General features: G+C 47.7%; 20 protein-coding genes and 1 pseudogene. 19 read left to right on the forward strand and 2 right to left on the reverse strand.

Features of this window, described 5'->3' with window-relative positions:
* The first annotated feature begins 53 nt into the window (after positions 1 to 53).
* From ggt to GJB61_RS03375, 17 genes are all read left to right on the forward strand, one after another.
* Complete coding sequence (gene ggt, locus GJB61_RS03295; RefSeq protein ID WP_154117018.1) at positions 54 to 1,631, forward strand: gamma-glutamyltransferase; 1,578 nt, start codon at positions 54 to 56, stop codon at positions 1,629 to 1,631.
* A 68-nt stretch (positions 1,632 to 1,699) separates the two neighbouring features.
* Positions 1,700 to 2,869: an amidase gene (locus tag GJB61_RS03300; RefSeq protein ID WP_154117019.1), complete on the forward strand. Its 1,170-nt coding sequence runs from the start codon at positions 1,700 to 1,702 to the stop codon at positions 2,867 to 2,869.
* A gap of 251 nt (positions 2,870 to 3,120) precedes the next feature.
* A complete protein-coding gene (locus GJB61_RS03305) occupies positions 3,121 to 4,695 on the forward strand; it encodes a PucR family transcriptional regulator (RefSeq protein WP_154117020.1) in 1,575 nt (524 codons plus the stop codon).
* 66 nt (positions 4,696 to 4,761) lie between these two features.
* A complete protein-coding gene (locus GJB61_RS03310; RefSeq protein WP_154117021.1) occupies positions 4,762 to 5,385 on the forward strand; it encodes an NTP transferase domain-containing protein in 624 nt (207 codons plus the stop codon).
* 219 nt (positions 5,386 to 5,604) lie between these two features.
* Entirely contained in the window at positions 5,605 to 6,777 is a 1,173-nt protein-coding gene (locus GJB61_RS03315; protein ID WP_154117022.1) for a BMP family ABC transporter substrate-binding protein, read from the forward strand.
* A 109-nt stretch (positions 6,778 to 6,886) separates the two neighbouring features.
* Complete coding sequence (locus tag GJB61_RS03320) at positions 6,887 to 8,419, forward strand: ABC transporter ATP-binding protein (RefSeq protein ID WP_154117023.1); 1,533 nt, start codon at positions 6,887 to 6,889, stop codon at positions 8,417 to 8,419.
* Positions 8,416 to 9,531, forward strand: a complete 1,116-nt coding sequence (locus GJB61_RS03325; protein WP_154117024.1) for an ABC transporter permease — start codon at positions 8,416 to 8,418, stop codon at positions 9,529 to 9,531. Before GJB61_RS03320 ends, GJB61_RS03325 begins: the two co-directional genes overlap by 4 nt.
* 28 nt (positions 9,532 to 9,559) lie before the next feature.
* A complete protein-coding gene (locus GJB61_RS03330; RefSeq protein WP_154117025.1) occupies positions 9,560 to 10,489 on the forward strand; it encodes an ABC transporter permease in 930 nt (309 codons plus the stop codon).
* A gap of 169 nt (positions 10,490 to 10,658) precedes the next feature.
* A complete protein-coding gene (gene uraD, locus GJB61_RS03335) occupies positions 10,659 to 11,189 on the forward strand; it encodes a 2-oxo-4-hydroxy-4-carboxy-5-ureidoimidazoline decarboxylase (protein ID WP_154117026.1) in 531 nt (176 codons plus the stop codon).
* Entirely contained in the window at positions 11,186 to 11,581 is a 396-nt protein-coding gene (uraH, locus tag GJB61_RS03340; RefSeq protein WP_154117027.1) for a hydroxyisourate hydrolase, read from the forward strand. The genes uraD and uraH overlap by 4 nt, the downstream gene beginning before the upstream one ends.
* A 31-nt stretch (positions 11,582 to 11,612) precedes the next feature.
* Positions 11,613 to 13,001: an allantoinase AllB gene (allB, locus tag GJB61_RS03345; RefSeq protein WP_154117028.1), complete on the forward strand. Its 1,389-nt coding sequence runs from the start codon at positions 11,613 to 11,615 to the stop codon at positions 12,999 to 13,001.
* A 3-nt stretch (positions 13,002 to 13,004) separates the two neighbouring features.
* Positions 13,005 to 14,279: a Zn-dependent hydrolase gene (locus tag GJB61_RS03350; RefSeq protein WP_154117029.1), complete on the forward strand. Its 1,275-nt coding sequence runs from the start codon at positions 13,005 to 13,007 to the stop codon at positions 14,277 to 14,279.
* A 14-nt stretch (positions 14,280 to 14,293) separates the two neighbouring features.
* Positions 14,294 to 15,526, forward strand: a complete 1,233-nt coding sequence (locus tag GJB61_RS03355) for a pyridoxal-phosphate-dependent aminotransferase family protein (RefSeq protein WP_154117030.1) — start codon at positions 14,294 to 14,296, stop codon at positions 15,524 to 15,526.
* Between the two features lie 179 nt (positions 15,527 to 15,705).
* Positions 15,706 to 17,532 (forward strand): adenine deaminase, encoded by a 1,827-nt coding sequence (locus GJB61_RS03360; protein ID WP_420819723.1) that lies wholly within the window; start codon positions 15,706 to 15,708, stop codon positions 17,530 to 17,532.
* Between the two features lie 340 nt (positions 17,533 to 17,872).
* A complete protein-coding gene (locus tag GJB61_RS03365) occupies positions 17,873 to 18,328 on the forward strand; it encodes an IDEAL domain-containing protein (RefSeq protein WP_154117032.1) in 456 nt (151 codons plus the stop codon).
* A 518-nt stretch (positions 18,329 to 18,846) separates the two neighbouring features.
* Positions 18,847 to 21,096 carry an FMN-binding protein gene (locus tag GJB61_RS03370; RefSeq protein WP_154117033.1) on the forward strand — a complete coding sequence of 750 codons (2,250 nt, stop codon included), beginning with the start codon at positions 18,847 to 18,849 and terminating at the stop codon, positions 21,094 to 21,096.
* A 190-nt stretch (positions 21,097 to 21,286) separates the two neighbouring features.
* Complete coding sequence (locus GJB61_RS03375) at positions 21,287 to 22,243, forward strand: 3'-5' exoribonuclease YhaM family protein (protein ID WP_154117034.1); 957 nt, start codon at positions 21,287 to 21,289, stop codon at positions 22,241 to 22,243.
* Between the two features lie 282 nt (positions 22,244 to 22,525).
* Here the strand turns inward: GJB61_RS03375 and GJB61_RS03380 are convergent, their stop codons facing one another.
* Positions 22,526 to 23,200, reverse strand: coding sequence for a 3'-5' exonuclease (locus GJB61_RS03380; protein ID WP_154117035.1), 675 nt, complete (start codon positions 23,198 to 23,200; stop codon positions 22,526 to 22,528).
* 90 nt (positions 23,201 to 23,290) lie between these two features.
* Between GJB61_RS03380 and GJB61_RS31500 the strand changes: the two are divergent.
* Together GJB61_RS31500 and GJB61_RS31505 are read left to right on the forward strand one after the other, a co-directional pair.
* Positions 23,291 to 23,806, forward strand: a pseudogene (locus tag GJB61_RS31500) (TerD family protein); the annotation flags it as partial.
* A gap of 108 nt (positions 23,807 to 23,914) precedes the next feature.
* Positions 23,915 to 24,586, forward strand: coding sequence for a vWA domain-containing protein (locus GJB61_RS31505; protein ID WP_229521471.1), 672 nt, complete (start codon positions 23,915 to 23,917; stop codon positions 24,584 to 24,586).
* A 111-nt stretch (positions 24,587 to 24,697) separates the two neighbouring features.
* Here GJB61_RS31505 and GJB61_RS03390 read toward each other — a convergent pair whose 3' ends face one another.
* The gene (locus GJB61_RS03390) at positions 24,698 to 25,567 is read right to left on the reverse strand and encodes a DUF308 domain-containing protein (protein ID WP_154117037.1); all 870 of its coding nucleotides are present in this window, start codon (positions 25,565 to 25,567) and stop codon (positions 24,698 to 24,700) included.
* Between the last annotated feature and the right edge of the window lie 56 nt (positions 25,568 to 25,623).

Here is a 25,623-nt window from a genome sequence, read left to right on the forward strand (position 1 = left end):
TGTAATGTTAAATAGCACTAACTAGGCGACATGTTTAGAGGGGGATGGGAAGCATGACGAAGAGACCTGTAATAGGCACGAAGACAATGGTAGTCAGCCCCCATTATTTAGCTTCTGCAGCAGGTGCCCGCATTTTGCAGCTAGGGGGTAATGCCTTTGATGCAGCGGTAGCTGTCAGTGCCACACTGGCTGTTGTGTATCCGCATATGACTGGGCTTGGAGGCGACTCCTTCTGGTTAACCTATAGCGCCGTTGAAGGGCGTGTCCGGGCTTACAATGGCAGTGGACGCTCAGGCTATGGAGTCAACAGAGGCCGTTATGCTGGTGAATCCTCTATCCCAAGACGGGGAATCAAGAGCGCCATTACGGTGCCTGGGATGGTGGACAGCTGGGAGGCTATGCTGCATCAATATGGTCGCCTCAGCTGGGCAGAGGTGCTGGAGCCAGCGATCAGCTACGCTTCCGAAGGTTTTCCACTATCGCCGGACCAACGGAACAATACGCTTCTCGCAGGTGCTGCACTGTCAGTGGAAGCGTCTGCGATCTACATTCCGGGTGGAGTAATTCCAGCGACGGGAGACCGATTTGTCCAGAGGCAGCTGGCGGCAACGCTGCGGAGCCTGGCGGCCGGTGGCAGGGATGTATTTTATAAGGGCAAGATCGCGGAGGATATTTGTGATTATATGCTGGCTGCGGGCGGGTATCTTACACGGGATGATTTCGCGGATCACCAGGGAAACTGGGCTGAGCCAATCTCAACGGAATATCATGGTCATACGGTTTATCAAGTCCCCCCGAATTCGCAGGGGTTTGCCGGGTTGATGAGCCTGAATATACTGGAAAACTTCAATTTTGGTGCAATCAAGCATGGTTCCTATGAATACTATCATCTGCTGATTGAGGCGCTGAAGCTAAGCTTTCGCGATCGAGATAAGGTGCTTACCGATCCGGAGTTCAGCCACATTCCGCTGGATCATTTGCTGGATAAGAGCTATGCAGCTGAGCTGGCTGCTACAATTTCGCTGAAAAAAGCGGCAAACCTAAGCAGTGAGCCGATTGGCCGGGATACGGCTTATGCGGCAGTGGTGGATGCGGAGGGAAATTCGGTCTCTTTTATCCAGAGCCTGTATTTTGAATTCGGATCAGGAGTCGTGGCAGGAGATACGGGAATCCTGCTGCAGAATAGAGGGTCATTCTTCTCGCTTGATCCTGGATCTATCAATACGTTGGAGCCGCACAAGCGCAGCTTCCATACACTGATGCCTGCCATGGCGTGCCGGGATGGCAAGCCTGCTATTCTATACGGCACTCAAGGTGGCGAAGGACAGCCACAGACCCAAACTTTGCTGCTTACACGGATGCTGCATTATGGCATGAACCCGCAAGCAGCTGTGGATGAACCGCGATTTGTGTGGGGCAGAACCTGGGGCGAGCCTACGCAAGAGCTAAAGGTAGAAAGTAGGGTAGCTGACGAGGTGCTTTCAGAGCTTACGGAAGCTGGACATCTGGTACGTGAGGTAGACGAATATGATGGGATAGTCGGCCACGCCCATGTCATCTCCATTGATAGCAACGGTTACCGCAGCGGTGGAACTGACCCGCGTTGTGACGGGGCGGCGATTGGATGGTAGGTATGATGGAGAGATACAAAAGGACGGGTCCCCGGGCTTACGGGAGATATGGAGGGGAACAGAGGCTTATGAACAATCGGTATGGTGCTTATATTGCACCAGAGCTTGCGGTTTCGAAGCTCGGACACGGGACACTGGATGGACTGATCTTCGCGGTAAAAGATGTATTCGCAGTTGCTGGTCACAGCTCTTCTGCCGGTAATCCAGACTGGTTGCGCAGCCATGAACCGTCATCAAACCATGCTACTGCGGTACGGAAGTTGCTGTTGTCAGGAGCATCCTTGAAGGGAGCTACACATACAGATGAACTGATGTACAGCCTCGGAGGCGAGAACTATCATTATGGCACACCGGTAAATCCCCGCGCACTGGACCGTATACCCGGCGGCTCCTCCAGCGGTTCGGCAGTGGCCGTAGCCGCTGGGAGCGTGGATTTCGCTCTAGGTACAGATACCGGGGGTTCCACTCGTGTTCCCTCAGCCTATTGCGGAGTATACGGCTTTCGTCCAACACATGGAGTAGTAGCGATGGATGGGGTGATCCCGCTCGCTCCGAGCTTTGATACGGTGGGTTGGATAGCAGATAGTGTTAATGTTCTGCAGAAGGTAGGCACAGTGTTGCTAGGTTCAGAAGAAAAAAGGAAGAGCACGATGGCGAAGGTTTATGTTGCTACGGATTGTTGGGCACTTGCTGAGCAGGAAAGTGCAAGAGGATTAATGGAGAGTCTGCGGCAACTCCAGGCTGGAGCAGACAGCACAAGCGAAATGGAAATAGCGACAGAAGGACTTAGGAGCTGGATGGATATCTTCCGAGAGCTGCAAGGCGATGAAATATGGGCGACTCATGGTGCCTGGATTGAGAAGATGAAGCCCACCTTCGGGCCGGATATTGCCGCTCGCTTCGCTTGGGCGGGTAGCCTGTCGGGAAAGGATCATAGTCTGGCGCAGACGATACGCCAGACTATATCAGCGAGGCTGAGGCTACTGCTTGGGGAGGAGAACTGTCTCGTGATTCCGACTGTACCCGGGCCTGCACCGCTGCTCGGTGGAGATTTGCAGCAGCTCGAGCAGAACCGCAGCGGAGCGATGATGCTCAGCTGCATCGCAGGGTTGGCGGATCTACCACAGATCACACTGCCGGTGATCTCGGATTGCGGTCTGCCGCTGGGACTCTCTGTGATTGGAGGACATGGTCAGGATCTGCGATTGTTGTCCTGGGTTAATAATATCTGGCAATAATCTAAAAGAAAACTTCAATAGAACTTCCGGAACCGCTATTTTAGTGGGCTTGGGAGTTTTTTTGCGTGAATAAATATCAACTTACCAAAGGGAATATTCTAATATTGTGTGTCATACGTAATATTATCTAACATAATTTAGTGATAATTTCAACTTTCTCTTTTCAATAGGATTCATTTTCTCTATAATGTTACATAAAGTAACATTGTGGATCGTATAATTGAAAATGATTTTATATAAGGAGGGGTGGCATGCATCTTACAGTTGAAGAAGCGTTGTCCATTTATCCTTTATCCGAAGCAAAACTTATTGCCGGATCCAAAGGGAAACACCGGATTATCAAGTCGATTAATGTGATGGATGCTCCCGACATTTCAGATTGGATCAAGGAAGGAGAAATGCTGCTTACGACAGCGTATTTGATTAAAGATAATTTGGAAGATGCGTCAGCTCTGTTACAGACACTGAATCGAAGAGGGTCCGCGGGTCTAGGCATCAAACTGGGACGCTTTTGGGATGCTGTGCCGGAGAAGCTGATTGCCGAGGCGGAAATGCTGAATTTCCCTTTGATCGAGCTGCCCTTCCAGTTTACCTTTTCCGATCAGATGAATGGTCTGTTCCGTGCTGAGCATGCGCGCAGCACAAATGTTCTGCAGAGCATTATGGAGAAACAGAGAAAGCTGATGCGGTTCGCCCTGCGTTCTGGCCGGAACCGTCCGTTGTTTGAATCCGTGTCTGAGGTGATCGAACATCCGCTTGCTATAATTAGCGCCAGGGGTGGCGTTGTCTATAATAATTCTGAGTATACGGAGCCACAGTTGCTGGAAGGCTGGCCTTGGCAGAAGCGGAATCAGCGCTTTCGTATTGGCGACAAGCCGGGTTTTCGCATACCGTTTCTACAGGGGGATGAATGCTCCGGTTATCTAATCTATTGTTCTATTGATCCATTGCTGCTCCCAGTAGAAGAAAGCCTGTTCGTTCAAGGTGCCGAGCTTATATCATTTCATATTCAATCCGGGTATGAGGATTATTTTGAGCAGGCAGAGCATCGTGAATTCAGTGGATTGCTGCGGCGTTGTCTGAACGGTGGTATGTCCTGCGGGGAATTGGCAGAGGCGGCAGTCAAGCTGGAGGTTGAGTTGCTATTATCACCCTTTCAGTTTGTGCTGACCGATACGATTGCTACCGGAGAAGCACGCCAAAGTGAGCTGCTTAGATTAAAGGAAGAGTATATCGAACATCCTGTATTGCTGGAGATGAAGGCGATACATGTTATTGTCGATGAAGGCCTCTTGTCGCTATACCCTGGAGATCGGCATAGTCCAGAACAGTTTCGGGAACTGATAAATGCTTGTCTTCATAACCTGAAGTTTGATAATGGGTATGTTCCGCGGGCGGCGGTCAGTAGCTGCAAGACAAAGCCTGAAGGTCTGAAGGAAGCTTTTGCTGAGGTCAAAGAATGTATGGAAATGGTCCAAAAGTGGGGTGGGCACGGGAATGTTGTCCATTATCGGCAGCTTGAACTTGACCTACTTCTGGGTCAACTGCCTTCGGAAGTGATGGAGAAATACATCAATGGAAGTCTGCGGGGTTTGCTTAGCCGGGAGCCGGAGTATGTAAAAGAAATGCTGCACACGCTGGAAGTCTATCTGGAGAACGACGGTCATGTGAATGAGACCGCCAAAAAGCTGTTTATCCATCGTAATACAGCTACCTACCGGATTGAGAAGCTCAGCGAATTGCTGGATGTCGATTTCAAAAAAATAAGTGACTTAATGAGATTGAAGTTAGTGTTTATGTTCCGCAGAATGCTGGGACGGGGCTGAAAAATCGCCGGAATGATCTGAGTTAGAAGGGCGGATCACATAAGGTTATAAAAAGGAGGGGGAAAGATGAAAATAGCAGGAATATACCTGGCGGCAGGGCAGAACAGGCGGACGAGAGAGTCGAAGGTCTCTCTCCAGCTGTCGCAGGAGGCTTCTCTCAGAAGCGTCATCCTTAGTGAACTGGATCGTTGTAATTTGGAACCACTGATTGTTGTAGTGCGGGCCGATGATACACTGGCATGGCTTCCTCCTACTGCGAGCGATATGGGGGCTAGACGTATTGAAACTTGTCTAACTGCGCACTTGGGATTGTCTTTCTCGCTGCGCTGTGGACTTAATGCGGTACTGCCTATGCAGCCAGATGGAGTTGTTGTAGTGCGAGCAGATCAGCCTTTTATTACCACGTCTTTAGTGAATCAATTAATAGAAACGTTTGAACATTCACCGGAGCTGGATTTTGTAGCAAGTTCAAATCAAGGTTCAGGCATGCCCCCAACATTGTTCTCCAGTGCTCTGTTTCCTGTGCTTCAGGGATTGGATGGGGATAATGGAGCAGTTGGAATTCTGCATTCGCCTGATTACAAAGGGATTACTCTGGAGGCGAATTCTAATCACTCTTTTATGGATGCTGACCTGCAACGGCAATTCAGTGAAACTTGTGAAGAAGGGAATCTGAGGAACTGGAAATAGGGTAGATCCTCTAGATTTCCAGATTAATGTTATAAAATATCACATATTTTAAGTAGTTTTTCGCCGTCTTTCGTGCATAAAGCACAAGAAAAGTGATTTTTTTTATAGTATGATACAAACGTATGTTATATAAATTTACGTAGCGACTATGCATAAGTATAGTAGAGATACATTATTGGCTGTAGCCATTATGAGAGATTGCATTGGAGGAGGAGAATTATGATACAAAGGGGTCGGGTATTTTCTTTCAGTTTCGTATTAATATTCCTATTGGCGGTGGTTCTAGCAGGTTGTGGCGGTAATAATAACGCTGCGTCTAATGCTAATGCGACCGAAGCGCCTGCAGCAAATGCAGGAACAGCAACAGAGGCGCCGGCAGCAACAACTGAGCCAGCGGCTAAGAAGCCAACCGTTGCTTTTGTCTATATCGGTCCTCCAGGTGACGGCGGTTATACGTATCAGCATGATCAAGGCCGACTGTATATGGAGAAGGAGCTTGGCATTAAAGCAGACTTCGTAGAGAACGTTCCGGAAAGTGCCGATGCTGAACGCATGATCACGGAGCTTGCACAATCCCACGATATCGTATTTACAACAAGCTTTGGATATATGGACTATACACTTAATGTAGCCAAGAAGTTTCCAAATGTGAAATTCTTGCATGCTTCCGGTTACAAAACTTCTGAAAACATGGGTACTTATTTCGGTAAGAACTATGAAGCCAGTTACTTAACCGGTATTGCTGCAGGTAAAATGACTAAGAACAATCAGCTCGGTTATGTTGGAGCTTTTCCAATCAGCGAGGTTATTTATAATCTTAACGCTTATACACTTGGTGCACAAAGCGTTAATCCTGACGTTAAAGTCAGCGTAGTATGGACAAATACCTGGTATGATCCAACGACAGAGCGTCAGGCAGCAATCAGCTTGCTGGATAAAGGCGCAGACGTGCTTCTGGCCTATCAGGATTCACCTGCTACTCTGCAGGCTGCTGCAGAACGTGGTGCTTTTGCTGGGGGTAATGACTCTGACATGAGCAAATACGCTCCAGACAATTACTTGACTAACCCAGTATGGAATTGGGGCCCTTATTACGTGAAAGCTGTGCAATCTGTAATGGATGGAACATGGAAGAGCGAACAGTATTCCGGAGATATGATTGACGGGATGATCGAGCTTGCTCCTTTTGGTAACAAGGTTCCGGATGATGTGAAGAAGTTGGTAGAGGATGCCAAAGCCAAAATTATCAGTGGCGATCTCGATGTCTTCACAGGTCCAATCTCTGACATTGCAGGCAATGTTAAGGTTCAAGAAGGCCAAAAGCTGACACTTGAAGAAGTGCTTGCGATGAACTGGCTTGTCAAGGGCGTAGAAGGAACCATCCCGCAATAATCGTTCCAAATCATATATTCATGCACACCTACGGGTGGGGCGGGTTCCTGTTTGTGAGGGATCTTCCCCACCCGTACTACAACTAGAGTGGGAAAGGAGGCGTTCATTGATGCAGGAACATTCGGTTGAACTGCAAGGGATTGTGAAGAAATTCGGTTCAGTGACGGCAAGCGATCAAGTCGACTTTTCGGCAAATGCGGGTGAGATCCACGCGCTGCTTGGTGAGAACGGTGCAGGTAAGAGCACGGTCATGAGCATGCTGTCAGGCGTATACAGAGCAGATGAAGGAGAAATTCTCATTCACGGTAAAATTGCCAAAATCCGTTCCCCCAAGGATGCGGCACAGCTCGGCGTTGGCATGGTGTTTCAGAACTTCAGACTGGTGCAAAGTCTCACGGCAGCGGAAAATATCGTGCTTGGCGAAAAGTCGTCTTTCTGGCGCGGAAGCAAATGGATCAAGAACAAACATCAAGAGATTGAGGCGCTGGCAGAGCGTTTTGGGCTGAAATTCCCGGTAGATCGTCCTATCTGGCAATTATCTGTAGGAGAACAGCAGCGTGTGGAAATTGTGAAGACGTTGTACCGCGGCGCTGATATTATTATTTTGGATGAACCGACCTCTGTTCTAACTCCAGGCGAGGCGGAACAGCTATTCGAAACACTACAGGTAATGAAGCGTGAAGGTAAGACTGTGATCATGACCACCCATAAAATGAAAGAGGTCATGGCCTCTTCAGACCGTATTTCCGTCATGCGCAAAGGGAAAATGATCGCCACACTAACAACAGCAGATACCGATGAGCTGGAGTTGGCCCGCCTTATGGTGGGTAGAGAAGTAACGATCACCCGGCAGGAGCGGGAGATCACGGAAGGTGAAACACTGCTTGTTGTGAAGGACCTTGATGTATTCGCCGATCATGGCCGCAAGGCTCTGGATGGCTTGTCTCTGACTGTACGCAATGGAGAAATTGTAGGTGTAGCCGGTGTAGCTGGCAATGGGCAGAAGGAGCTGGCAGAAGTGTTGACGGGGCTTAGGACGTGGAAGAACGGAGAGATTACGTTTGATGGCAATACGGTAAAATCAGCTTCGGTACGGGGCGCAATTGATTCTGGTATTTCCCATGTGCCAGAGAACCGGATGAAGAGTGGTTTAGCTGGACGTCTAGGCTCTGTTGATAACCTGTTGTTCAAGTCCTACCGCAGTGAAGAGCATTCCAGGTTCGGATTTCTGAAGGCAGCCAAGAATCGGATATGGTCTCAAGAACTGGTCGAACGCTTCAACGTCAAAACAGCAGAGCTGGATACACCAGTGCAGCAGATGTCAGGCGGTAACCAGCAAAAGCTGCTGTTCGCCCGTGAAATTAGTCATCGGCCGAAGCTGATGGTCGCTGTTCACCCGACTCAGGGTCTGGACGTAGGCGCTACGGCTGGTGTTCATGATCTGTTGATGGAACTGCGTAGCTCGGGCAGCGGTGTGCTGCTGATCTCGGAGGATCTGGATGAGCTGCTCCAGCTTTCCGACCGGATATTGGTTATTTATAATGGCTCGATTATTGGTGAAGAAACTCACGAAGACGCGGATAGACAGACCATTGGTTTATTAATGGCTGGTATTAAGGGCAGAGAGGGGAGTGCAGTATGAGTCCGAAGGATGTAAGCAATGCTGCAGTGATTGAGCCGACTCCCTCTAAACCCGCTAAACGGATGTCTTTTCGCCTCGAATATGATTCAAGCCGGATTCGCTCCCCTTGGTGGACACCGATTCTCTCAGTAATCCTGGCCTTGCTGCTGTGTGCCATATTTATTGCTGCGAATGGCATGAGTCCAGTTACCGTATATCAGAAAATGTTCCATGGCGCTTTCGGGACTGCCTACGGCTTCACCGAAACAATGGTTAAAGCGATCCCCTTGCTCCTATGCGGTCTTGGTATTGCAGTGGCCTACCGAATATCGGTCTGGAACATTGGAGCTGAAGGTCAGCTCACAGTGGGTGCGATGGCTGCGACGGCAGTAACGATTTATTTTCCGGATCTGCCTTCATTCTGGGCCATTACGCTGATGCTGGTGTTTGGTTTTGCCGCTGGGGCGTTCTGGGGTCTGCTGACTGCGGTTCCACGGACGCATTTTGGAGTCAATGAGCTGATCACTTCGCTGATGTTGAATTATGTGGCTCTGTTGGCACTTGATTATGTAGTGTTTGGACCCTGGAAAGATCCAAAGGGCTTTAATTTCCCGGGGTCCCCGATGTTCACGGATGCCCAGTCGCTACCTGTTCTCGGAACGTCGAGACTGCATATTGGTCTGTTGTTTGGTCTTGTTGCCGTGGTTATTTATTATTTGATGATCAAATTTACCAAGTGGGGCTACGAGCTTAAATTGATTGGAGCCAATCCCACGGCTGCCCGTTATGCAGGTATTCATATCAAACGCCATATTATTATCGTAATGCTAATCAGCGGTGGATTGGCAGGTATAGCTGGAATGGCTGAAGTATCTGGTGTTACCCATAAGCTAATGCAGGGCATATCGCCGGGTTACGGATACACGGCCATTATAGTCGCATGGCTCGCCAAACTGAATCCCGTTGGCTTAATCGTAACATCCATCCTGTTCGGTGGCCTGATCGTTGGCGGTTTCAGTGTACAGACCATAGGATTGCCTTCGTCCATTTCGGAAATGCTGCAGGGCTCCATCCTGTTTTTCCTGATTGCCGGCGATATGATTCACCGTTTCCGCATACGCCGGAACGCATAGTTTGAATTAATAGGAAGGAGTTTAACCCATGGATTTTACTACACAGTTATTAATAGCTGCTATTTCCGCAGGAACGCCGCTGTTGCTGGCGACACTGGGCGGAATTCTGAATGAACGTGCTGGAATTATCCAGTTGGGTGCCGAAGGGCTGATGCTAATGGGGGCGGTAATCACTTGTATCGTCTATATCCGCTCTGGTAGTCTGATAGTCGCTCTACTGGCCACGGTGGCGGTGACCGCTGTTCTGGGTCTGCTGCATTCATTCTTATGTGTCACGCTCCGAGCGAACCAGACGATGTCGGGACTTGCCATGACCTTGTTTGGCAGTGGGCTGAGCGCCTATCTGGGTAAGCCGATCAGTGGTATTCCGCTGCCGGGAACATCGCCTAAGCTGCACATGAGCTGGTTGGAGCCGATTCCTGTAATCGGTAAAATATTCAGCAATATGGATTACTTGACATGGTTCAGCCTGTTGTTAGTATTAGTACTGCATCTGCTAATTCACCGTACGTCATGGGGCCTGCATTTGCGGGCGGTGGGGGATAGCCCCGCGACGGCAGACGTTATGGGAATTCGCGTACAGTTGATCCGCTACAGTTATGTGATAGCTGGTGCGGCATTAATTGGTCTTGCTGGTGCCGATATGGTGCTGGCTTACGCACCGACCTGGAATGAAGGGCTTACTGCGGGTCGTGGCTGGATCGCGGTTGGGTTGGTTATTTTCGCCAGATGGAATCCACTGCGTGCCTTGTTCTGCGCTTATTTCTTCGGTGCCTTGGACTCACTGGGCTTCCGTATCCAACTGTTAGGAAGTGTGGTGCCGTCTTATTTCCTCAAAATGATTCCGTATATCGTAACTATATTGGTATTAATGTACCTTGGTTACCGCAACCGCAATAAGCCTTCCGGAACACCGGAAGCGCTGGGAGTACCTTATATTCGCGAACAACGGTTTTAAACTCAACAATCCAGTAATTGTATTTCGTACATCTAAAAGCAGGGCAGGCTAACGGAATTTAGGCAGCGATACTGATAGATGTTTGAATACAAGAAGCTGGATTTTTCTTTAAATAATCAGGAATATAATTGCATATTTTCAATAATATGTTCGGAAAAGGTGGGTTAATATGGGGATGTCTATATTTTCCTTAACACTGGAAAAGATTAATAGTATGAGCAGGATGGAGTTTGTGGAGAGTCTTGGCGGGATTTTTGAGCATTCGCCCTGGGTAGCAGAAAGAGCTTTCCAGCAAAGCCCCTTTCGATCAGTGGACCAATTGCATAGCACCATGTTGGAAATAGCAAGGACTGCTGAGCAGAGCCAAATTGAAGCACTGCTGAGGGCCCACCCGGATCTGGCTACCAAACTGCAGGTTACCCCACTGTCTGCGGCGGAGCAACAGGGAGCCGGACTAGATCGACTGTTACCTGAAGAATTCATACTATTGAATGATTTGAATAAAAAGTACACGGATAAATTCCATTTCCCTTTCATTTTAGCTGTAAGAGGTAAAAATAAAGAGGATATTATGAATGCTATATCAAAGAGGGTAAACCGTTCGCTACAGGAGGAATGGGAGCAGGCGCTTGATGAAATCGGCACAATCACCAAGTTCCGCCTGCGGGATCTGATAATGGACGGAGGAACCTTATTATGAGCGGACGGCTGACTACGCATGTGCTTGACTTGTCACAGGGGCTTCCCGCAACGGGTATGGTGCTGCAACTATGGAGGCTTGAGGGCAGACAGGGAAAACTCCTGCTTGAAGCAGTAACCAACGCGGATGGCAGACTCAATGCACCACTGCTGGAAGGTGCGCAAATGGAAGCTGGAAGCTATGAACTATTGTTTATGGCTGGCGATTACTTTCGCAGCATCCAGTCAAGATTGGGTGTGGATGCAACGAGTTCTGAAGATGTGATGGAGTCTGAAACTCCTTTTTTTCTCGAACAAATACCCATTCGTTTTAAAATAACTAACGTTACGGACCATTACCATGTGCCCCTTCTTGTTGCTCCCGGAGGGTACAGTACATATCGGGGCAGCTAGAGGATACTTGAAGAAGGAGATGACCACTTCTATGAAGGATATGTATGAGCTTGTAATCAAGAATGGGAATGTAGTGCTGCCTGATGAAGTGCTGGGTTTGGATGTGGGAGTGATTGCTGGGAAGATCGTCGCATTAGGCGAACAGCTCCATATTTCCCCGGATACCAAGGTCATCGACGCAACAGGATTATATGTGCTGCCAGGTATGATAGATATGCATGTTCATTTTAATGAACCGAATTTTGGGCATTGGGAAGGCTTTCGCAGCGGTTCGGCGGCGCTGGCGGCCGGTGGTTGTACGACTTATGCGGATATGCCGCTAAATGGGAATCCACCTACGGTGAACAAGGCGGCGCTCATCCTCAAAGCAGAAGCTGCAGCCGGAAACTCTGCTGTCGATTATGTGTTATGGGGCGGTCTAGTGCCTGGTAATCTGGAAGATCTGAAGGAGTTGTCAGCGGCAGGAGTTACGGGGTTTAAGGCTTTTTTGTCCAATCCTGGGGGTGAGGGTGAGGGGCGTTTCCGTGAGGTGGATGATGATACCCTATATCAGGGGATGAAGAAAATCGCCTCGCTTGGTGGCATTCTAGCCCTGCATGCGGAGAGTGAGGATATCACTGCTGCGTTGTCGGCAGATGCCCTGCGCAACGGCCTAAACAGCGCACGCGACTTCGCTGCTACTCGTCCGCCTGAAGCGGAATGGGAAGCCGTGGCTAGAGCGCTGCTATATAGTGAACGAACAGGGTGCAGGCTCCATTTTGTCCATATCAGCACTGCTGCTGCCATCGGAATGATTTATGATGCCAAGCAACGCGGGCTAGATGTTTCGGCAGAAACCTGTCCCCATTATCTGATCTTAAATGAAACGCATATGGAAGATCTCGGACCCGTAGCCAAATGCGCACCGCCACTGAGAAGTGTGGAGGAACAAGAGAAGTTATGGGAGGTATTGGCCCAAGGCAAAATTGACCTGATCGCATCGGACCATTCCCCTTGCCCAACAGAGCTTAAGGTTGCTCATGGGCTCTCTTTTGCTGAAGCCTGGGGTGGTATTTCCGGTGCGCAGAGCAGTCTGGAGCTGATGTTCCATGAAGGAGTGAACGTACGCGGGCTGCCGATAACGCTAATTTCACAACTGCTCTCTGGGTTGCCAGCTAAGCGCTTTGGATTACAGGATCGCAAGGGCTCCATAGCCCTCGGTCTTGATGCAGATTTGGTTCTGCTGAACCCTCAACATTCATATACGCTTGCTGCAGAGGACCTGAAGTATCGCCATAAGCATAGTCCCTATATGGGTATGACTCTTTCCTGCAAGGTGGCTGCTACAATCTGCCGGGGCACTGTTGTCTATACTGCTGAAGATGGAGTGGTATCAGCGGATAGTGGACAATGGCTGCAAGTACGGGGAGGGATTAAATAACGTATGAATGCTCCTATAATTCAGGCACCGACCATAGAAATGTTGAAGCTGTTAGAAGAGATGACAGCCTTCAGCGCTCCGGGACCAGGGGTTACGAGATTGCTGTATACACCGGAGTGGAGCCAGGCCCAAGCTTTTTTGCAGGAGCGAATGGCCCGGATCGGGTTGGAGGTTAGGACTGACAAGGTTGGCAATGTGTACGGACGGCTAAAGGGCAGTAAGTCAGAGGAAAAGGTGATCTTAACCGGCTCTCATATCGATACTGTTGTGAATGGCGGAGATTATGATGGGAGTTATGGAATAGCTGCCGCTATGACCGCGCTTCATTATCTGCAGCGAACCTTCGGACAGCCGTTGCGGTCGCTGGAGGTGGTATCCTTTTGCGAGGAAGAGGGCAGTCGTTTTCCGCTTACTTACTGGGGTTCTGGTTATGTTAACGGGATGTATAACGGAAGTGAGGCGGAGGATAACGCCGATGCTGATGGAATAACGATGAAGACTGCAATGGCAGAGTGCGGCTTGGAAAGCGACACAGTGGTTGATGCTGATAAGGATACGGACGGGAGTTCGGGTGTCAGAGATGATATCGGTGCTTTTGTGGAGCTGCATATTGAACAGGGGATTTTACTGGAAAAGACTTCCACAGAGATCGGCGTTGTGCAGGCGATTGTCGGACAAAGACGTTATGTAGTCAAGGTTGGCGGTACCGCAAATCACGCGGGTACGACACCCATGACAATGCGCCAGGATGCACTTGCCGGTGTAGCTGAAATGCTGGTTGAGCTGGAACGCTCAGCAGCAGAAACGGGAGCTCCTCTCGTGGCTACAACGGGCAGGCTGGAGGTATTTCCGAATACACCAAATGTCATACCGGGCGAGGTTCTGTTTACCTTGGATATTCGCCATAGTGAAGCAATTGAACTGGAGAACTTTTGCATCTACATTCTAGCAACCCTTAACGGGATTGCTGTAAGACGTGGCTTGGAGATAGATATTACTACAAGGCTTAATACAATCCCGGCTCCTATGGACCTCGGGCTGTGTGGTGTATTGGAGGACATTTGCCAGAGCCAGGGCAGTTCATACTGCAATATGGTAAGTGGTGCAGGGCATGATGCCCAGCTCTTCGCCCCACGGTGTCCGACTGCGATGATATTTGTGCCAAGCCGGAATGGCATCAGCCATTCACCGGAGGAGTATTCATCACCGGAACAGCTCGCTGCTGGGCTCAATGTACTGACAGCACTTTTATATGATTTGGCCTATTTGGAGAATTGAAAGGGAGAGATATCATGAAGCGGTACGAAGATTTGTCGCCGTCACTGCGGTGTATTATGACCCCAGGACCGGTGGAGGTTGATCCGCGTGTACTGCGGGCGATGTCATTTCCAATCTTGGGACAATTTGATCCGGAGTTTACTAGTATCATGAACGAAACGATGGAAATGCTGCGGGAATTGTTCGCTACAGGCAACCAGTGGGCTTATCCCGTAGATGGGACTTCACGCTCCGGCATCGAAGCGGTCATGGTCAGCCTTATTGCACCGGGGGATCGCGTGCTGATTCCGATCTTTGGCCGGTTTGGACATCTGTTGCATGAGATTGCTGAGCGCTGCGGCGCAGAGGTATTCGTCATAGAGAAAACCTGGGGCAGTGTATTTGAACCGGGTGAGGTTATCGCGGCCATGCATAGCTTCAAGCCAAATGTGGTAGCGATGGTCCATGGCGAGACTTCTACAGGTCGTGTGCAGCCGCTGGCAGAGATCGGGCGGGCTTGCCGTGAGTTGGACGCTTTGTTCATTGTGGATGCTGTAGCCACGATTGGAGGTGTTCCTGTAGAGACGGATGCCTGGATGTTGGATGCGGTTATTGGGGGTACGCAGAAATGCTTATCCGTCCCCTCGGGAATGGCACCGATTACGTATAATGAGCGTGCTGAAGCCAAGCTATTAACCCGCAAACGGGTGGAACGTGGACTTAGAACCAGCGAAGTTCAACCGGGAGAGCTTTCTTTTGTGCGTAGCAATTATTTCGATTTAAGTATGCTGCAGGATTACTGGAGCCCTTTGCGATTGAATCATCATACAGAGATGACCTCTATGCTCTATGCGCTGAGGGAAGGTTTGCGGCTCACTCTTGAGGAAGGCCTTGAGGAGAGATTTGCCAGACATGTGCTGAATGAGAAGGCGCTTGTAGCCGGCTTAACGGCGATGGGGCTTGAATTGTATGGAGACCCTTCCTGCAAGCTAACGGTTGTCACCTGTGTAATCATCCCAGAGGGAGTGGACGGGGAATCGGTACGTTCCATGCTGTTGGAGCGGTTTGGGATAGAAATTGCCAGTTCTTTCGGACCCTTAAAAGGTTTAATCTGGCGCATTGGTACAATGGGCTTCAGCTGCCGTGAGAATAACGTGTTGCGGGTGCTAGGCGCACTCGAAGCCACTCTGCTGCGTCATGGAGTTTCACTACCCTGCGGCCTTGCCGTTCAGGCGGCACTTGACGTATATGAGGCAAACATAAGATAATCGGTGGAATACACTAGCCGATGGAAGAGTTGGAATCGGGCAGTACCGCAGTAAGGAACTGTCTCACTTTAGCACAGAAACGGCTTTCGTCCCGTGAGGGACGTTGAAGCCGTTTTTCTTGAAATATAAGGATTTATATGTTGCATAATATTATGGAGAATAACGAAGGAGGAATGGATATGACATTTAAAAGAAAACCTTTAGCAGACTGTGTGCCCGAGCTCGTGGCTACAGCTCGTGGCGATCAGGCGGCAACGCTGGTTATAACAGGTGGCAAGCTGGTCAATGTCTGTTCCGGTGAAATTCTGGCAGGGATGTCTGTCGGCATTCAGGGCGGACGAATCGCTTATGTCGGCAAGGATGTCTCACATATGATAGGCGAAGGAACACAGGTGATTGATGCGAGTGGTAAATATATCGCTCCAGGATTGTTGGACGGACATTGTCATATAGAGAGCACACAGCTGACTGTGACTGAATTTGCCCGCGCAGTGCTGCCGCTTGGCACCACTGGCGGCTTCTTCGATGCCCATGAGATTGCGAACGTCTTTGGTCTAAAGGGAATTAAGCTGATGCTGGATGAGATGCGCGGCACACCGTTGGCCGCTTATATGCAGGTAGCCTCTTGCGTACCGTCTGCAGGTGCGGAATTCGAAACGACCGGAGCTTCCATTGGACCGGCAGAAGTGGCGGAAGCCTATACCTGGGGCGAAGATGTGATCGGTCTGGGTGAAGTGATGAACTTCCCCGGAGTTGTGTATGGTGATGAGAAAATGCTTGGTGAAATTCAGGCCACGCTGCGTGCAGGCAGATATGCAGATGGTCACTTTACCTGGCCCTCCAGTGACTGGAGACTTCCGGTATATGCAGCGGCTGGGGTGACCGGCGATCATGAGTGTGTTACGGCGGAGGATGTAATTGAGCGTGTCCGGCTAGGAATGTATGCCAAAATGCGCCGTGGCTCCGCCTGGCATGATGTAGCGAAGACGATTACAGCTCACACAGAGCATGGACTTGATTCGCGGCGGATGATGCTGGTCACTGATGATCGCAGCTCGGAATCACTGCGGGATGAAGGGCACATGGACTTTGTAGTTCGCCATGCCATTTCACAAGGCGTAAAGCCTGTCACCGCCTTTCAGATGGCGACGATTAATACGGCTGAACGTTTCGGTTTAAGCCGGGATATCGGCTCGATTACGCCCGGCTCCTGTGCCGATATTATTTTGCTGGACGGAAATTTGGCAGATGTCAACGTTGTACTCACGATTGCGGCGGGTATTGTTGTTGCTGAGAATGGCGTGATGACGGTCGCTCTGCCTTCGTTCCAATATCCAGCCGAGGTGTTGGCTTCTGTTCATCTGCCGACACGTCCAACTGCAGAAGATTTTGTAATACATGCCCCCATTGTTTCTGGTTCTCTCGCTACTCGGGTTATTAAAGTCTTGGAGAATCATGTGGAGACCCTCGAATTGATTGTGAACCTTCCAGTGATCGAGAGTAAGCTGCAGGTGGGCGCGGGTAATGGCCTCTGTAAAATCGCTGTTTTGGAACGTCATAAAGGTACCGGTAACAAATCGGTGGGTGTAGTTGAGGGGATTGGTTTCCATGAACGGGCGGCTATTGCCATGACCGTGGCCCATGACAGTCATAATGTGCTCGTAATCGGGAATGATGATGAGCTGATGGCCCAGGCTGCTAACGCTGTAGCAGATGCACAAGGTGGTGTTGCTGTTATTACAGCAACCGGGGTAACCTTATTCCCGTTAATTATTGCCGGACTCATGTCTGCGGAGCCCTTTGAAATTGTGGCGGCTCAGTCGGCTGCGATCAGTAAGGCACTGTATGAAGCAGGTTGCACCTTGAATTATGCATTTATGACGTTGTCCCTCCTGGCGCTGGCGGTTATACCAACCTTGCGCTTATCTGACAAAGGTCTGGTACGAATTTCCCCGGAAGAGGGAATACAGTTAGTTCCTTTATTTTGCGAAGAGTTACCCTCTTAGGATTGGACTGCTGGATACCTTCATCAAAATCTGACCTTTCATATAGGAAACGGAGTGTTCCGGCATCAGCAATAGCTGCGGGGAACACCCCGTTTTTTTATACTTTCTTCCCTGCTGAAAGCTACTTCTTCTGGAATTACTAGACAAATGATTAGAAAATGCAGAAAAATGATAGAAAATTAACCACTTCAACATAATTTGAAACATTTTTTATGAAAATCATTAACAAACTGCTGCAAAGTGACGATATTAATGTTAAATTAATTAAAATTATTATTAAATTGCGAATGGGCAGAGAAGTTACTGAAAGTCCAAATAAGAGAGATGGGGTGCATGAGAGATGATCAAATTAGAAACGCAGGACATCGTGAATGTTACAAAGAAGCAGATTGCCGGTATTTTTAAAATGGAGCCGCTGGAGTTGAGATTTGTTAATGATTTTCAGGGTGAGAAATATCTCTTGACGAATGATAAGCTACACCTCAGCAATCAGCATTATTGGGCAAAGGTTATGGAATGTGTCTTCGCTGATAATCATATTAGACCTGTTCTGATGTGTGAGGTATTGTATTTCCTTCGCAACGAATTTCTGGAGAGCGACATTAAGCTGAGCTTCTCTTTTGATTTCGCAGACGGTGCCAATGGTGAAGCCAATGCTATGGCTGAGGTGAGCTTTCATGATTCACCGGAATTACAGCCTGGCGAGATCGCGGAGTTGATTGATTTCGCACTGGCCCTGCAGGATAAACAGTGGTTTCAAGAGCTGACTGAGAAATACAAACTATTGACTGCCTAGGACCATACTTGTTGCTATATAGAGCTCATTCCATTCCAATAAGCCGTCTATACCCCGCAAGAAACAATAGGTATAGCCGGCTCACTCGCTTATCAATATACAAAAAATGTATCTCTCTTAATTTCATAAGAAGGAGGATATGGGAGAATCTGAGCGATAATTAATATGTGCATTTAATGTTAACAGCAAATAGTGATGTTTCTTATAGGGTATGTGATTTTATATACAGAGAAAAGTTGGATGAGTTTGATAACATCAAGCCAGAAATTACCGAAAGATGACGTAAATCTTCTTATGTGAATTAATTCACCTTTAAAGAAATTTGATGAAATAGATGCATTCTTTTTTATTTGTGGGATGGGTCTAGCAAGAGCGTGAGAGGGGGGATGACCTCTTATGAAGAGTATATGTTTCTTCATAAGAAGGGGCGGAACATCATAAAGGTGCTACATCATAAATGGTAGAGTTTTATTAGAAAAGCTACATATTACTGGGGATTTGGTAAAGGAGAATAAGCATTGAAAAAACTAATTACATTAACTATCAGCGCGGCATTATTGTTGTCGCCAATCGCTTACACGATTAACGCACCTGCTCTTAACTTAAAGGTGGATGCCGTATCAGCAGCTTCGGAAGAAGCACCGGCTGCAACAGCAAAACCAGCAGCAACACCAAAAGCAACAGCAAAACCAAAACCAACAGCAAAACCAACAGCAAAACCAACGCCAAAAGCAACAGCAAAACCTGTAGCAACACCAAAAGCAACAGTAAAACCAGCAACAACACCAAAAGCAACAGCAAAACCGGCAGCAACGGCAAAGGCAACAGCAACGCCAAAAGCGACGGCTAAACCAGCAGCAACGGCTAAACCAGTTACTGTAAAAGAAAGCGTATACCAAGATGGAGTTTACGTAGCTTATGGCAATGCCTACTCCAAAGGTACTGAAGGTGCCAAAATCGCAATCAAAGACGGAAAGATCATAAGCATTGAGCTGTTGAGAACAAGTCCTAAGATAATCGACAGAGACGCCCGTAACAATTACAGTGGCATATGGCCTGCTTATTCATTAATGAAAGACAGACTGCTCGGCAAGACAAGAGACGGAGCAGCAGCAGTAGATGCAGTTTCCGGTGCAACTCGCTCTAGTACAGGTTGGAAATTAGCGGTTGATAGAGCGTTTGAAAGAGCGCTTCAAGTTAAACCAGCAGATGCAACTTATTTCGAAGGCGATCACATGGGTGTAGATCCTGAAGGCAAATATGCTGTATTTGCATCTTACGATGCCAATAAGCTTACAGCTGTTAAGGTATACCCTTTGAATAGCGCTGGAGATTTCGTTGATGAGAAAACTTACACAGCTGAACAAAAAGCAGCGATCGCAGCGATAACTCCTGCATTGCTTGCTAATGGTACAGCTGCACAACCTACAGCAGGCCTTGAAGCTGACTTCAAAGCTGCGGTTAATGCATTCTGGGATGCTGAGCAGAACGCAATAATTAACAATACTTCGGCTTACGTAGATGGTTTCTATTCCTCTTACGGTACTGCTAGAAGTGTAGGCGTAGAGAGAGCTGACGTTGTGATTCGCAATGGCAAGCTGGTTGATGTGAAATTGTTCAGACTAGGAAATAATCTGATCGACAGAGGCGCTACTGCGTATGCTGAAGTGGTAAAGGCAAATGCTCCAATGACAGCTAAATTGCTGGCAAATGGCTCTTATTTTGCTAATTATGAAGAGAAGGTAGACGGAATTTCCGGTGCTACTGAAAGTAGTCATGGTTGGAACCAGGCTGTAGAAAGAGCATTCGAGAAAGCGCTTAAGGTTCCTACAGCAGGTCAATATTTTGATGGTAAATTTGCCGGTGTAGATAACCAATCAAATATTTTGTTACTGGTTGATATTGTTTCAGACCAAGTAACAGCTGTTAAAGTAAGCTTGTTCGGGGCTGATAAGAAGCTGATCGCTGATGATAAGCTGACTCCTGAGCAAAAAACACTGGTTGAGCAATTAACTGCGGGCCTGACTGAAAAAGGCGTTCAATTAGCTGATATCACGGGTCAGGAAGCGTTGTCTGCAGCGGCTAGAGCAGCACTGACAGATGCTTTAACAAATGCTTCTAAGTTGCAAGGTACTTATAAAGATGGTACTTTCACCGCTTTTGGTGATGCTTATGATAAAGGAACCAACAGAGCGGATGTTACACTCCGTAATGGAGTAATTGTTAATGTTTCACTATCTCGTGTAGGTATGAACCTTGTAGATTTAGGAAAGGCAGCTTATGCTGAAGTTCAAAAGGCTATTCCTCAGCTAACTACAAATTTCCTTGCTGCAGGTACAAGAGATGCAGTACAAAAGGTAGACGCAATATCAGGCGCAACCAGCAGCAGTAATGCGTTAAAGTCTGCAGTTGATAGAGCTTACGGAAAAGCTGAACTAGTAGAAGCGAACAAAGCGGCTTACTTCGATGGAACTTTCATCGGTGCAAGTAACGACAAGACCGTTAACGTTATGGTTACGGTTGAATATGGTGTTCCTGTTAAAATGCTCGTCTATTATCTTGATAATAACGGCAAGGTAAGAGCATTAAATCAGTTGACACCTGCTGAACTCGCAGTGAAGAGCGAGATCGAGTCGACTTCGCTTGGTAACAGCTTGCACAAATACGGCTACCGTGCGGCAGCATTCGGAAATAATGACGCTGAGAAGGCTGTTTCTGCTAAGATAGTAGAGGCAATCAAATTCGCACTTGAAACAGCTGGTAAATAAGTCGTTTCATTAGAAATGAAGGGGTTGTCCCAATAGCCATCAAAAATGGCTGGGGATAACCCCTTTTTTCTGCTTGCACATCATTCTGGGAAGTGATCGTATAGTAATTTAAAGGGATTTTGGAGGTGCGTGTCAAAGGTTTAATATACACAGCAGGTTCAAAGCCTGTTATTAATGGGAGGCTTCAAAAATGACACTTATTAATCAGCTATCTCCGCAAGATGAATTTGTCGGCTTTTATCTATTACGAGAGCTGACACTCAAACAAACTAACGGTACTCCTCCAAAGGATTACTTTGACCTTATTCTGGGTGATTCCAGCGGGCAGCTGTCCGCGAAATATTGGGATGTCAGCACGACCGATAAAGAAACCTTTTTCCCTATGGCACTTGTTAAGGTTAGCGGCATAGCACATACGTATCGTGAAAAGCTCCAAATTAAGGTTAATAAAATTAGACTGGCTAATGATACCGATGGAGTTGCCATAACGGATTTTATCCGCTCCGCTCCTGTTCGTCCTGTTGACCTTGTTCATACCATTAAGATGGCGATGGCCAGTATTACAGATCAGGAAATCGCAACGATCGTCGCATTCTGTGTGGGCAAAGTGGAAGAGAAACTGATGCATTACCCGGCGGCTAAGACACATCATCATGCTTATTTTGCCGGGCTTGCTTATCATATGGTACGTATGCTGGAGATTGGCGAATTCCTGTGCAAGCAACGCCCGTTTCTCAATTCAGACCTTATGACGGCAGGTATCATTCTGCATGATATCGCCAAGCCTGAAGAGATGATCTCGCAGCTTGGAATTGTTTCGGATTATAGCGTGCAAGGCAAGCTGATAGGCCACATCTCTATGGCTTCCAGTTGGATTACAGAAGCAGCTATTCGCTCAAATATTGACCTGAATTCGGAAAAAGTACTCGGCTTGCAACACTTGGTCTTGTCTCATCATAATTTGGGGGAATGGGGCAGTCCTGTTCAGCCACAAACGGCTGAGGCAGTAGCTTTGCATCATATTGATGCGATGGATGCCAAATTGCAGATGGTAGAGGATGCACTGGATACAACACCAGAGACAGAGGAATGGACTCCTTTTATCAGGGGGTTGGAGAATAAGGCGGTTTACCGTTTGAAGATTTAAGTACGACTTAGGTAGGTGCTCTTAGGCGGACGCTCCGCGAACGGACCGTTGCTCCAATCGCTGTTGTCTCCAAGTTTCCTGATTGAACCGCTAAGCGGTTGAAACTCGGAGACAAAGGCGAACGCTATCGCTTTTCCGCAATCGTTCCGTCCTCTCCGCTGTTTTGAGCATAATCCATTTTAAAAATACGAAGTACACAAAGAAACCTTTCCTTAGTAAGATGGGAGTGTGAGTGACCCATTACAATGAAGAGGTTTCTTTGTGTTCAATATACTATGAAGGTTAAAACTCATAAGTGTTATGCGGTACTGTTGTTGAAGTTCTCTTAATGACCGGAGTTTTCGCTTTAGCAGACTGTTTTTTGAGAGGTTTCTTGGCCGGAGCCGAGAATGCGCTGTATCCGCCTGCGTACATCTTGCCGCTCTTATAACCTTGGCTGCCAGCTAGGAGCAGGGGATCATTTTGCTGTTCCTGCTCCATAAGTTTTAGTAGAATAGCAGCAGAAGCGCGGGCGTCATCCAGGGCGTCGTGATGCTTCAAGGTGATGCCGAAATGAGCGGAGATTACATTTAATTTATGCGAGGGCAGGTCTTGCAGTATTTTTTTGCCTAGCAAATAGGTGCAGAGGTATTGGAAGTTAGGGTAGGTCAAAGATGCACCATCCAGGCAATAACGCAGGACGCTCATATCAAAGGAGGCGTTATGTGCCACGACAATTTCACCTTGCAACAAGGGTTCAATAGTTGGCCATAGTTCGTGAAAAGTAGGCTTGCCACGCACCATTGAGGGAGTAATGCCGTGTATAGCGATGTTCATGCCATCAAAGCGCTGTTGTGGATCGATTAGCCAGTCATGCTCTGCCGTAATTATCCCCGCTCTAACTTGAACAAGGCCCAAGGCACACGCACTGGAGCGGCTGGAATTAGCGGTCTCAAAATCTATTGCTGTAAAGTCCATAGTAAAGCCCCTTATCTATCATATATATGTTTATATTAAAGGAGTGGGGTGCTAAACACAATCTAGTGAATATACAAAGGAGATGACAAATTGCAGCTCTTAAAAGGACAGAAGGTTGATATTACTAGAGGGAGAAAGGTAGCAAGCCTTTCCTTAAATTTCGGTTGGGCGACTGCAAGTGCTGAGATCGGCATTGATGTAGCTGCTTTTCTACTGACAGAGCAGAATCGCTGTGAACGGGATGAGGATTTTATATTTTACGGAAATCCGTTATCCTCGAATGGAGCAGTGGCACACTCTGCCTTAACGCAAGGGGATAAAGAAGCTGTCACCATTTCACTGTACAAACTTCCCGCAGATGTAACCAAGATAGCACTATCAGTGACGATTTATGAAGGAGAGAAATTGGGCCATTCCATGAAGGATTTGGTTGCCCCTTATCTGCGGATTATGGATCATGACAGTGGGGAAGAATTGTTCCGTTTTGAGTATGGATTGGATTTATCAGCAGAAACGGCTATCGTGGTGGGGGAATTATACCGACATGCCGGTGAGTGGAAGTTTACCGCCATTGGCAGTGGATTTAATGGAGGTCTAGCTGCATTATGTACCCACTATGGACTTGAGCTTGAAGAAGCGGCTACACTTGAAGTCGCTGCCACCGCCGAAACGGTAGAAGTTGTGCCGGAAGCAAAGGCTATGGCGAAGAACGTTTTGTCCTCTATTGATCTACGTAAAAAGATTGTCGAGTTCACACTGGAAAAGAAGCAGTTGACTGGGGTATCTGCCAGGGTTGGTATTGTGCTGGACATCACCGGGTCGATGAAAACCTTATACAATAATGGAACGGTGCAGGAAGTGGTTGAACGTATTTTAGCAGTTGCCAGTAAATTTGACGATAACGGTTCGCTGGATGTATGGGTATATGATACCGAATTTAGCCGTTTGCCACCGGTCACTGAACAGGAGTTTGGCCGATATGTATTCACACATATTTTAAACAATAATGCCATTCATAAGTTCGGACGTAATAATGAGCCACCGGTGATGGAGGATATCATTCACAAGTATACCGTGGAAGAAAAGGACCCAACACCAGTATTTATTATCTTCATCAATGATGGTGGTGTGGTGAGGCCCACTAAAAAAGTGATTATGTCTTCTTCCGTCCAGCCTATCTTCTGGCAGTTTGTGGGGATTGGTGATTCAGACTTTGAGGTGTTGAAGCAGCTCGATACGATGACAGGCCGGCTGGTCGATAACGCCAGCTTTATACATCTGGACCGGATTGAGGAAGTGTCTGATGAGGAGCTCTATGATCAGCTGCTGAATGAATTTCCGCAGTGGCTTAAGGCGGCGAAGGGAAAAGGGATTATCCAGGCATGAGGAAGTAACTTAAACGAATTATACAAAATCCATGGCTTTCTACGTTTGTAGAATAGCCATGGATTTTCTGTTGTTAGTTAGGAGTAGCGCAGCCTAGTTCTAACGCGGCTTCTAAACTTCGCCTCCGGCAGCTATGTAGGCATCGAGTACCCGTTTGAGTGCAGCTTTTTGCGTGACGCTGATTGTTCTATCTTCATTACTTTGTTGTCCTTCCAGACGCATAATTGTTTTCTGAGAATTGATTAGCAATGTCAGCATTTCAATTTGAGATTTATTCAGGGTTTCATCATGATATTCCCAAATTCCTGGCGAGTTTATGTCTGTACTCATATTTCTATCCGCGCCCATGATGCCAGGGTCTATTTCGTATTTTTGTCCGTCGATATTGAAGACATAATTCTGAATAAAGAGCCAGGTATCGGCAGTGTATTGAATCTTTAGATGCAGACCAGAGGAGACTTGACCATCCTTGATTCCGAAGTAAGCATAGATTCCATTTTCGTTGATAAATTTCGGAGCAGCTTTATCCTGGTACCAGGTAATCCCTTCGACCTCATCCACGGTTTTTACCATTTGTGCTAAGGCAGCCGCTTGTTTGGCTTTGAGCGCAGCTTCTTCCTTAGCTTTTGCATCCGCCTGAGCTTTCGCTGCAGCATCAGCTTTCTTCTGAACTTCAGCATCCAGAGCTGCCTGGGCGTCTGCCCCTGCTTTTGCATTATCGGAAGTGCTTTGAGTTTGTTCAAAAGATACTGCCTTAGATTCGTTGTTAGATGAATTATTAGTAGGGATATTAGCTGTTTCTTTGGGTTCGTTCGAGTCTGAACTGCTGCCAACTACAACGAACACAATCATCAAGGCGATGGAAACCAGAGAGAGAAGAAAATTCCGTTTGAGTGTAGGTTTTTTGCGGATAGCCGCTACAATACCTAGAATACCAAAAATAATAAATGCGAGAAAAAAGATGACTACCAAAAATGCCATTTTACAAGTCCCCCCACGAAGTAATATTTAGTTGTTATATCCTATCACTTCGGCCG

The sequence above is a fragment of the Paenibacillus monticola genome, assembly GCF_009664975.1.
GTDB classification, from domain to species: domain Bacteria; phylum Bacillota; class Bacilli; order Paenibacillales; family Paenibacillaceae; genus Paenibacillus_AQ; species Paenibacillus_AQ monticola.

Bases quoted from the DNA above. Each gene is read 5' to 3' on its own strand.
- ggt (WP_154117018.1), top strand. From the start codon at position 54: ATGACGAAGAGACCTGTAATAGGCACGAAGACAATGGTAGTCAGCCCC.
- GJB61_RS03300 (WP_154117019.1), top strand. From the start codon at position 1,700: ATGAACAATCGGTATGGTGCTTATATTGCACCAGAGCTTGCGGTTTCG.
- GJB61_RS03305 (WP_154117020.1), top strand. From the start codon at position 3,121: ATGCATCTTACAGTTGAAGAAGCGTTGTCCATTTATCCTTTATCCGAA.
- GJB61_RS03310 (WP_154117021.1), top strand. From the start codon at position 4,762: ATGAAAATAGCAGGAATATACCTGGCGGCAGGGCAGAACAGGCGGACG.
- GJB61_RS03315 (WP_154117022.1), top strand. From the start codon at position 5,605: ATGATACAAAGGGGTCGGGTATTTTCTTTCAGTTTCGTATTAATATTC.
- GJB61_RS03320 (WP_154117023.1), top strand. From the start codon at position 6,887: ATGCAGGAACATTCGGTTGAACTGCAAGGGATTGTGAAGAAATTCGGT.
- GJB61_RS03325 (WP_154117024.1), top strand. From the start codon at position 8,416: ATGAGTCCGAAGGATGTAAGCAATGCTGCAGTGATTGAGCCGACTCCC.
- GJB61_RS03330 (WP_154117025.1), top strand. From the start codon at position 9,560: ATGGATTTTACTACACAGTTATTAATAGCTGCTATTTCCGCAGGAACG.
- uraD (WP_154117026.1), top strand. From the start codon at position 10,659: ATGGGGATGTCTATATTTTCCTTAACACTGGAAAAGATTAATAGTATG.
- uraH (WP_154117027.1), top strand. From the start codon at position 11,186: ATGAGCGGACGGCTGACTACGCATGTGCTTGACTTGTCACAGGGGCTT.
- allB (WP_154117028.1), top strand. From the start codon at position 11,613: ATGAAGGATATGTATGAGCTTGTAATCAAGAATGGGAATGTAGTGCTG.
- GJB61_RS03350 (WP_154117029.1), top strand. From the start codon at position 13,005: ATGAATGCTCCTATAATTCAGGCACCGACCATAGAAATGTTGAAGCTG.
- GJB61_RS03355 (WP_154117030.1), top strand. From the start codon at position 14,294: ATGAAGCGGTACGAAGATTTGTCGCCGTCACTGCGGTGTATTATGACC.
- GJB61_RS03360 (WP_420819723.1), top strand. From the start codon at position 15,706: ATGACATTTAAAAGAAAACCTTTAGCAGACTGTGTGCCCGAGCTCGTG.
- GJB61_RS03365 (WP_154117032.1), top strand. From the start codon at position 17,873: ATGATCAAATTAGAAACGCAGGACATCGTGAATGTTACAAAGAAGCAG.
- GJB61_RS03375 (WP_154117034.1), top strand. From the start codon at position 21,287: ATGACACTTATTAATCAGCTATCTCCGCAAGATGAATTTGTCGGCTTT.
- GJB61_RS03380 (WP_154117035.1), bottom strand. From the start codon at position 23,200: ATGGACTTTACAGCAATAGATTTTGAGACCGCTAATTCCAGCCGCTCC.
- GJB61_RS03390 (WP_154117037.1), bottom strand. From the start codon at position 25,567: ATGGCATTTTTGGTAGTCATCTTTTTTCTCGCATTTATTATTTTTGGT.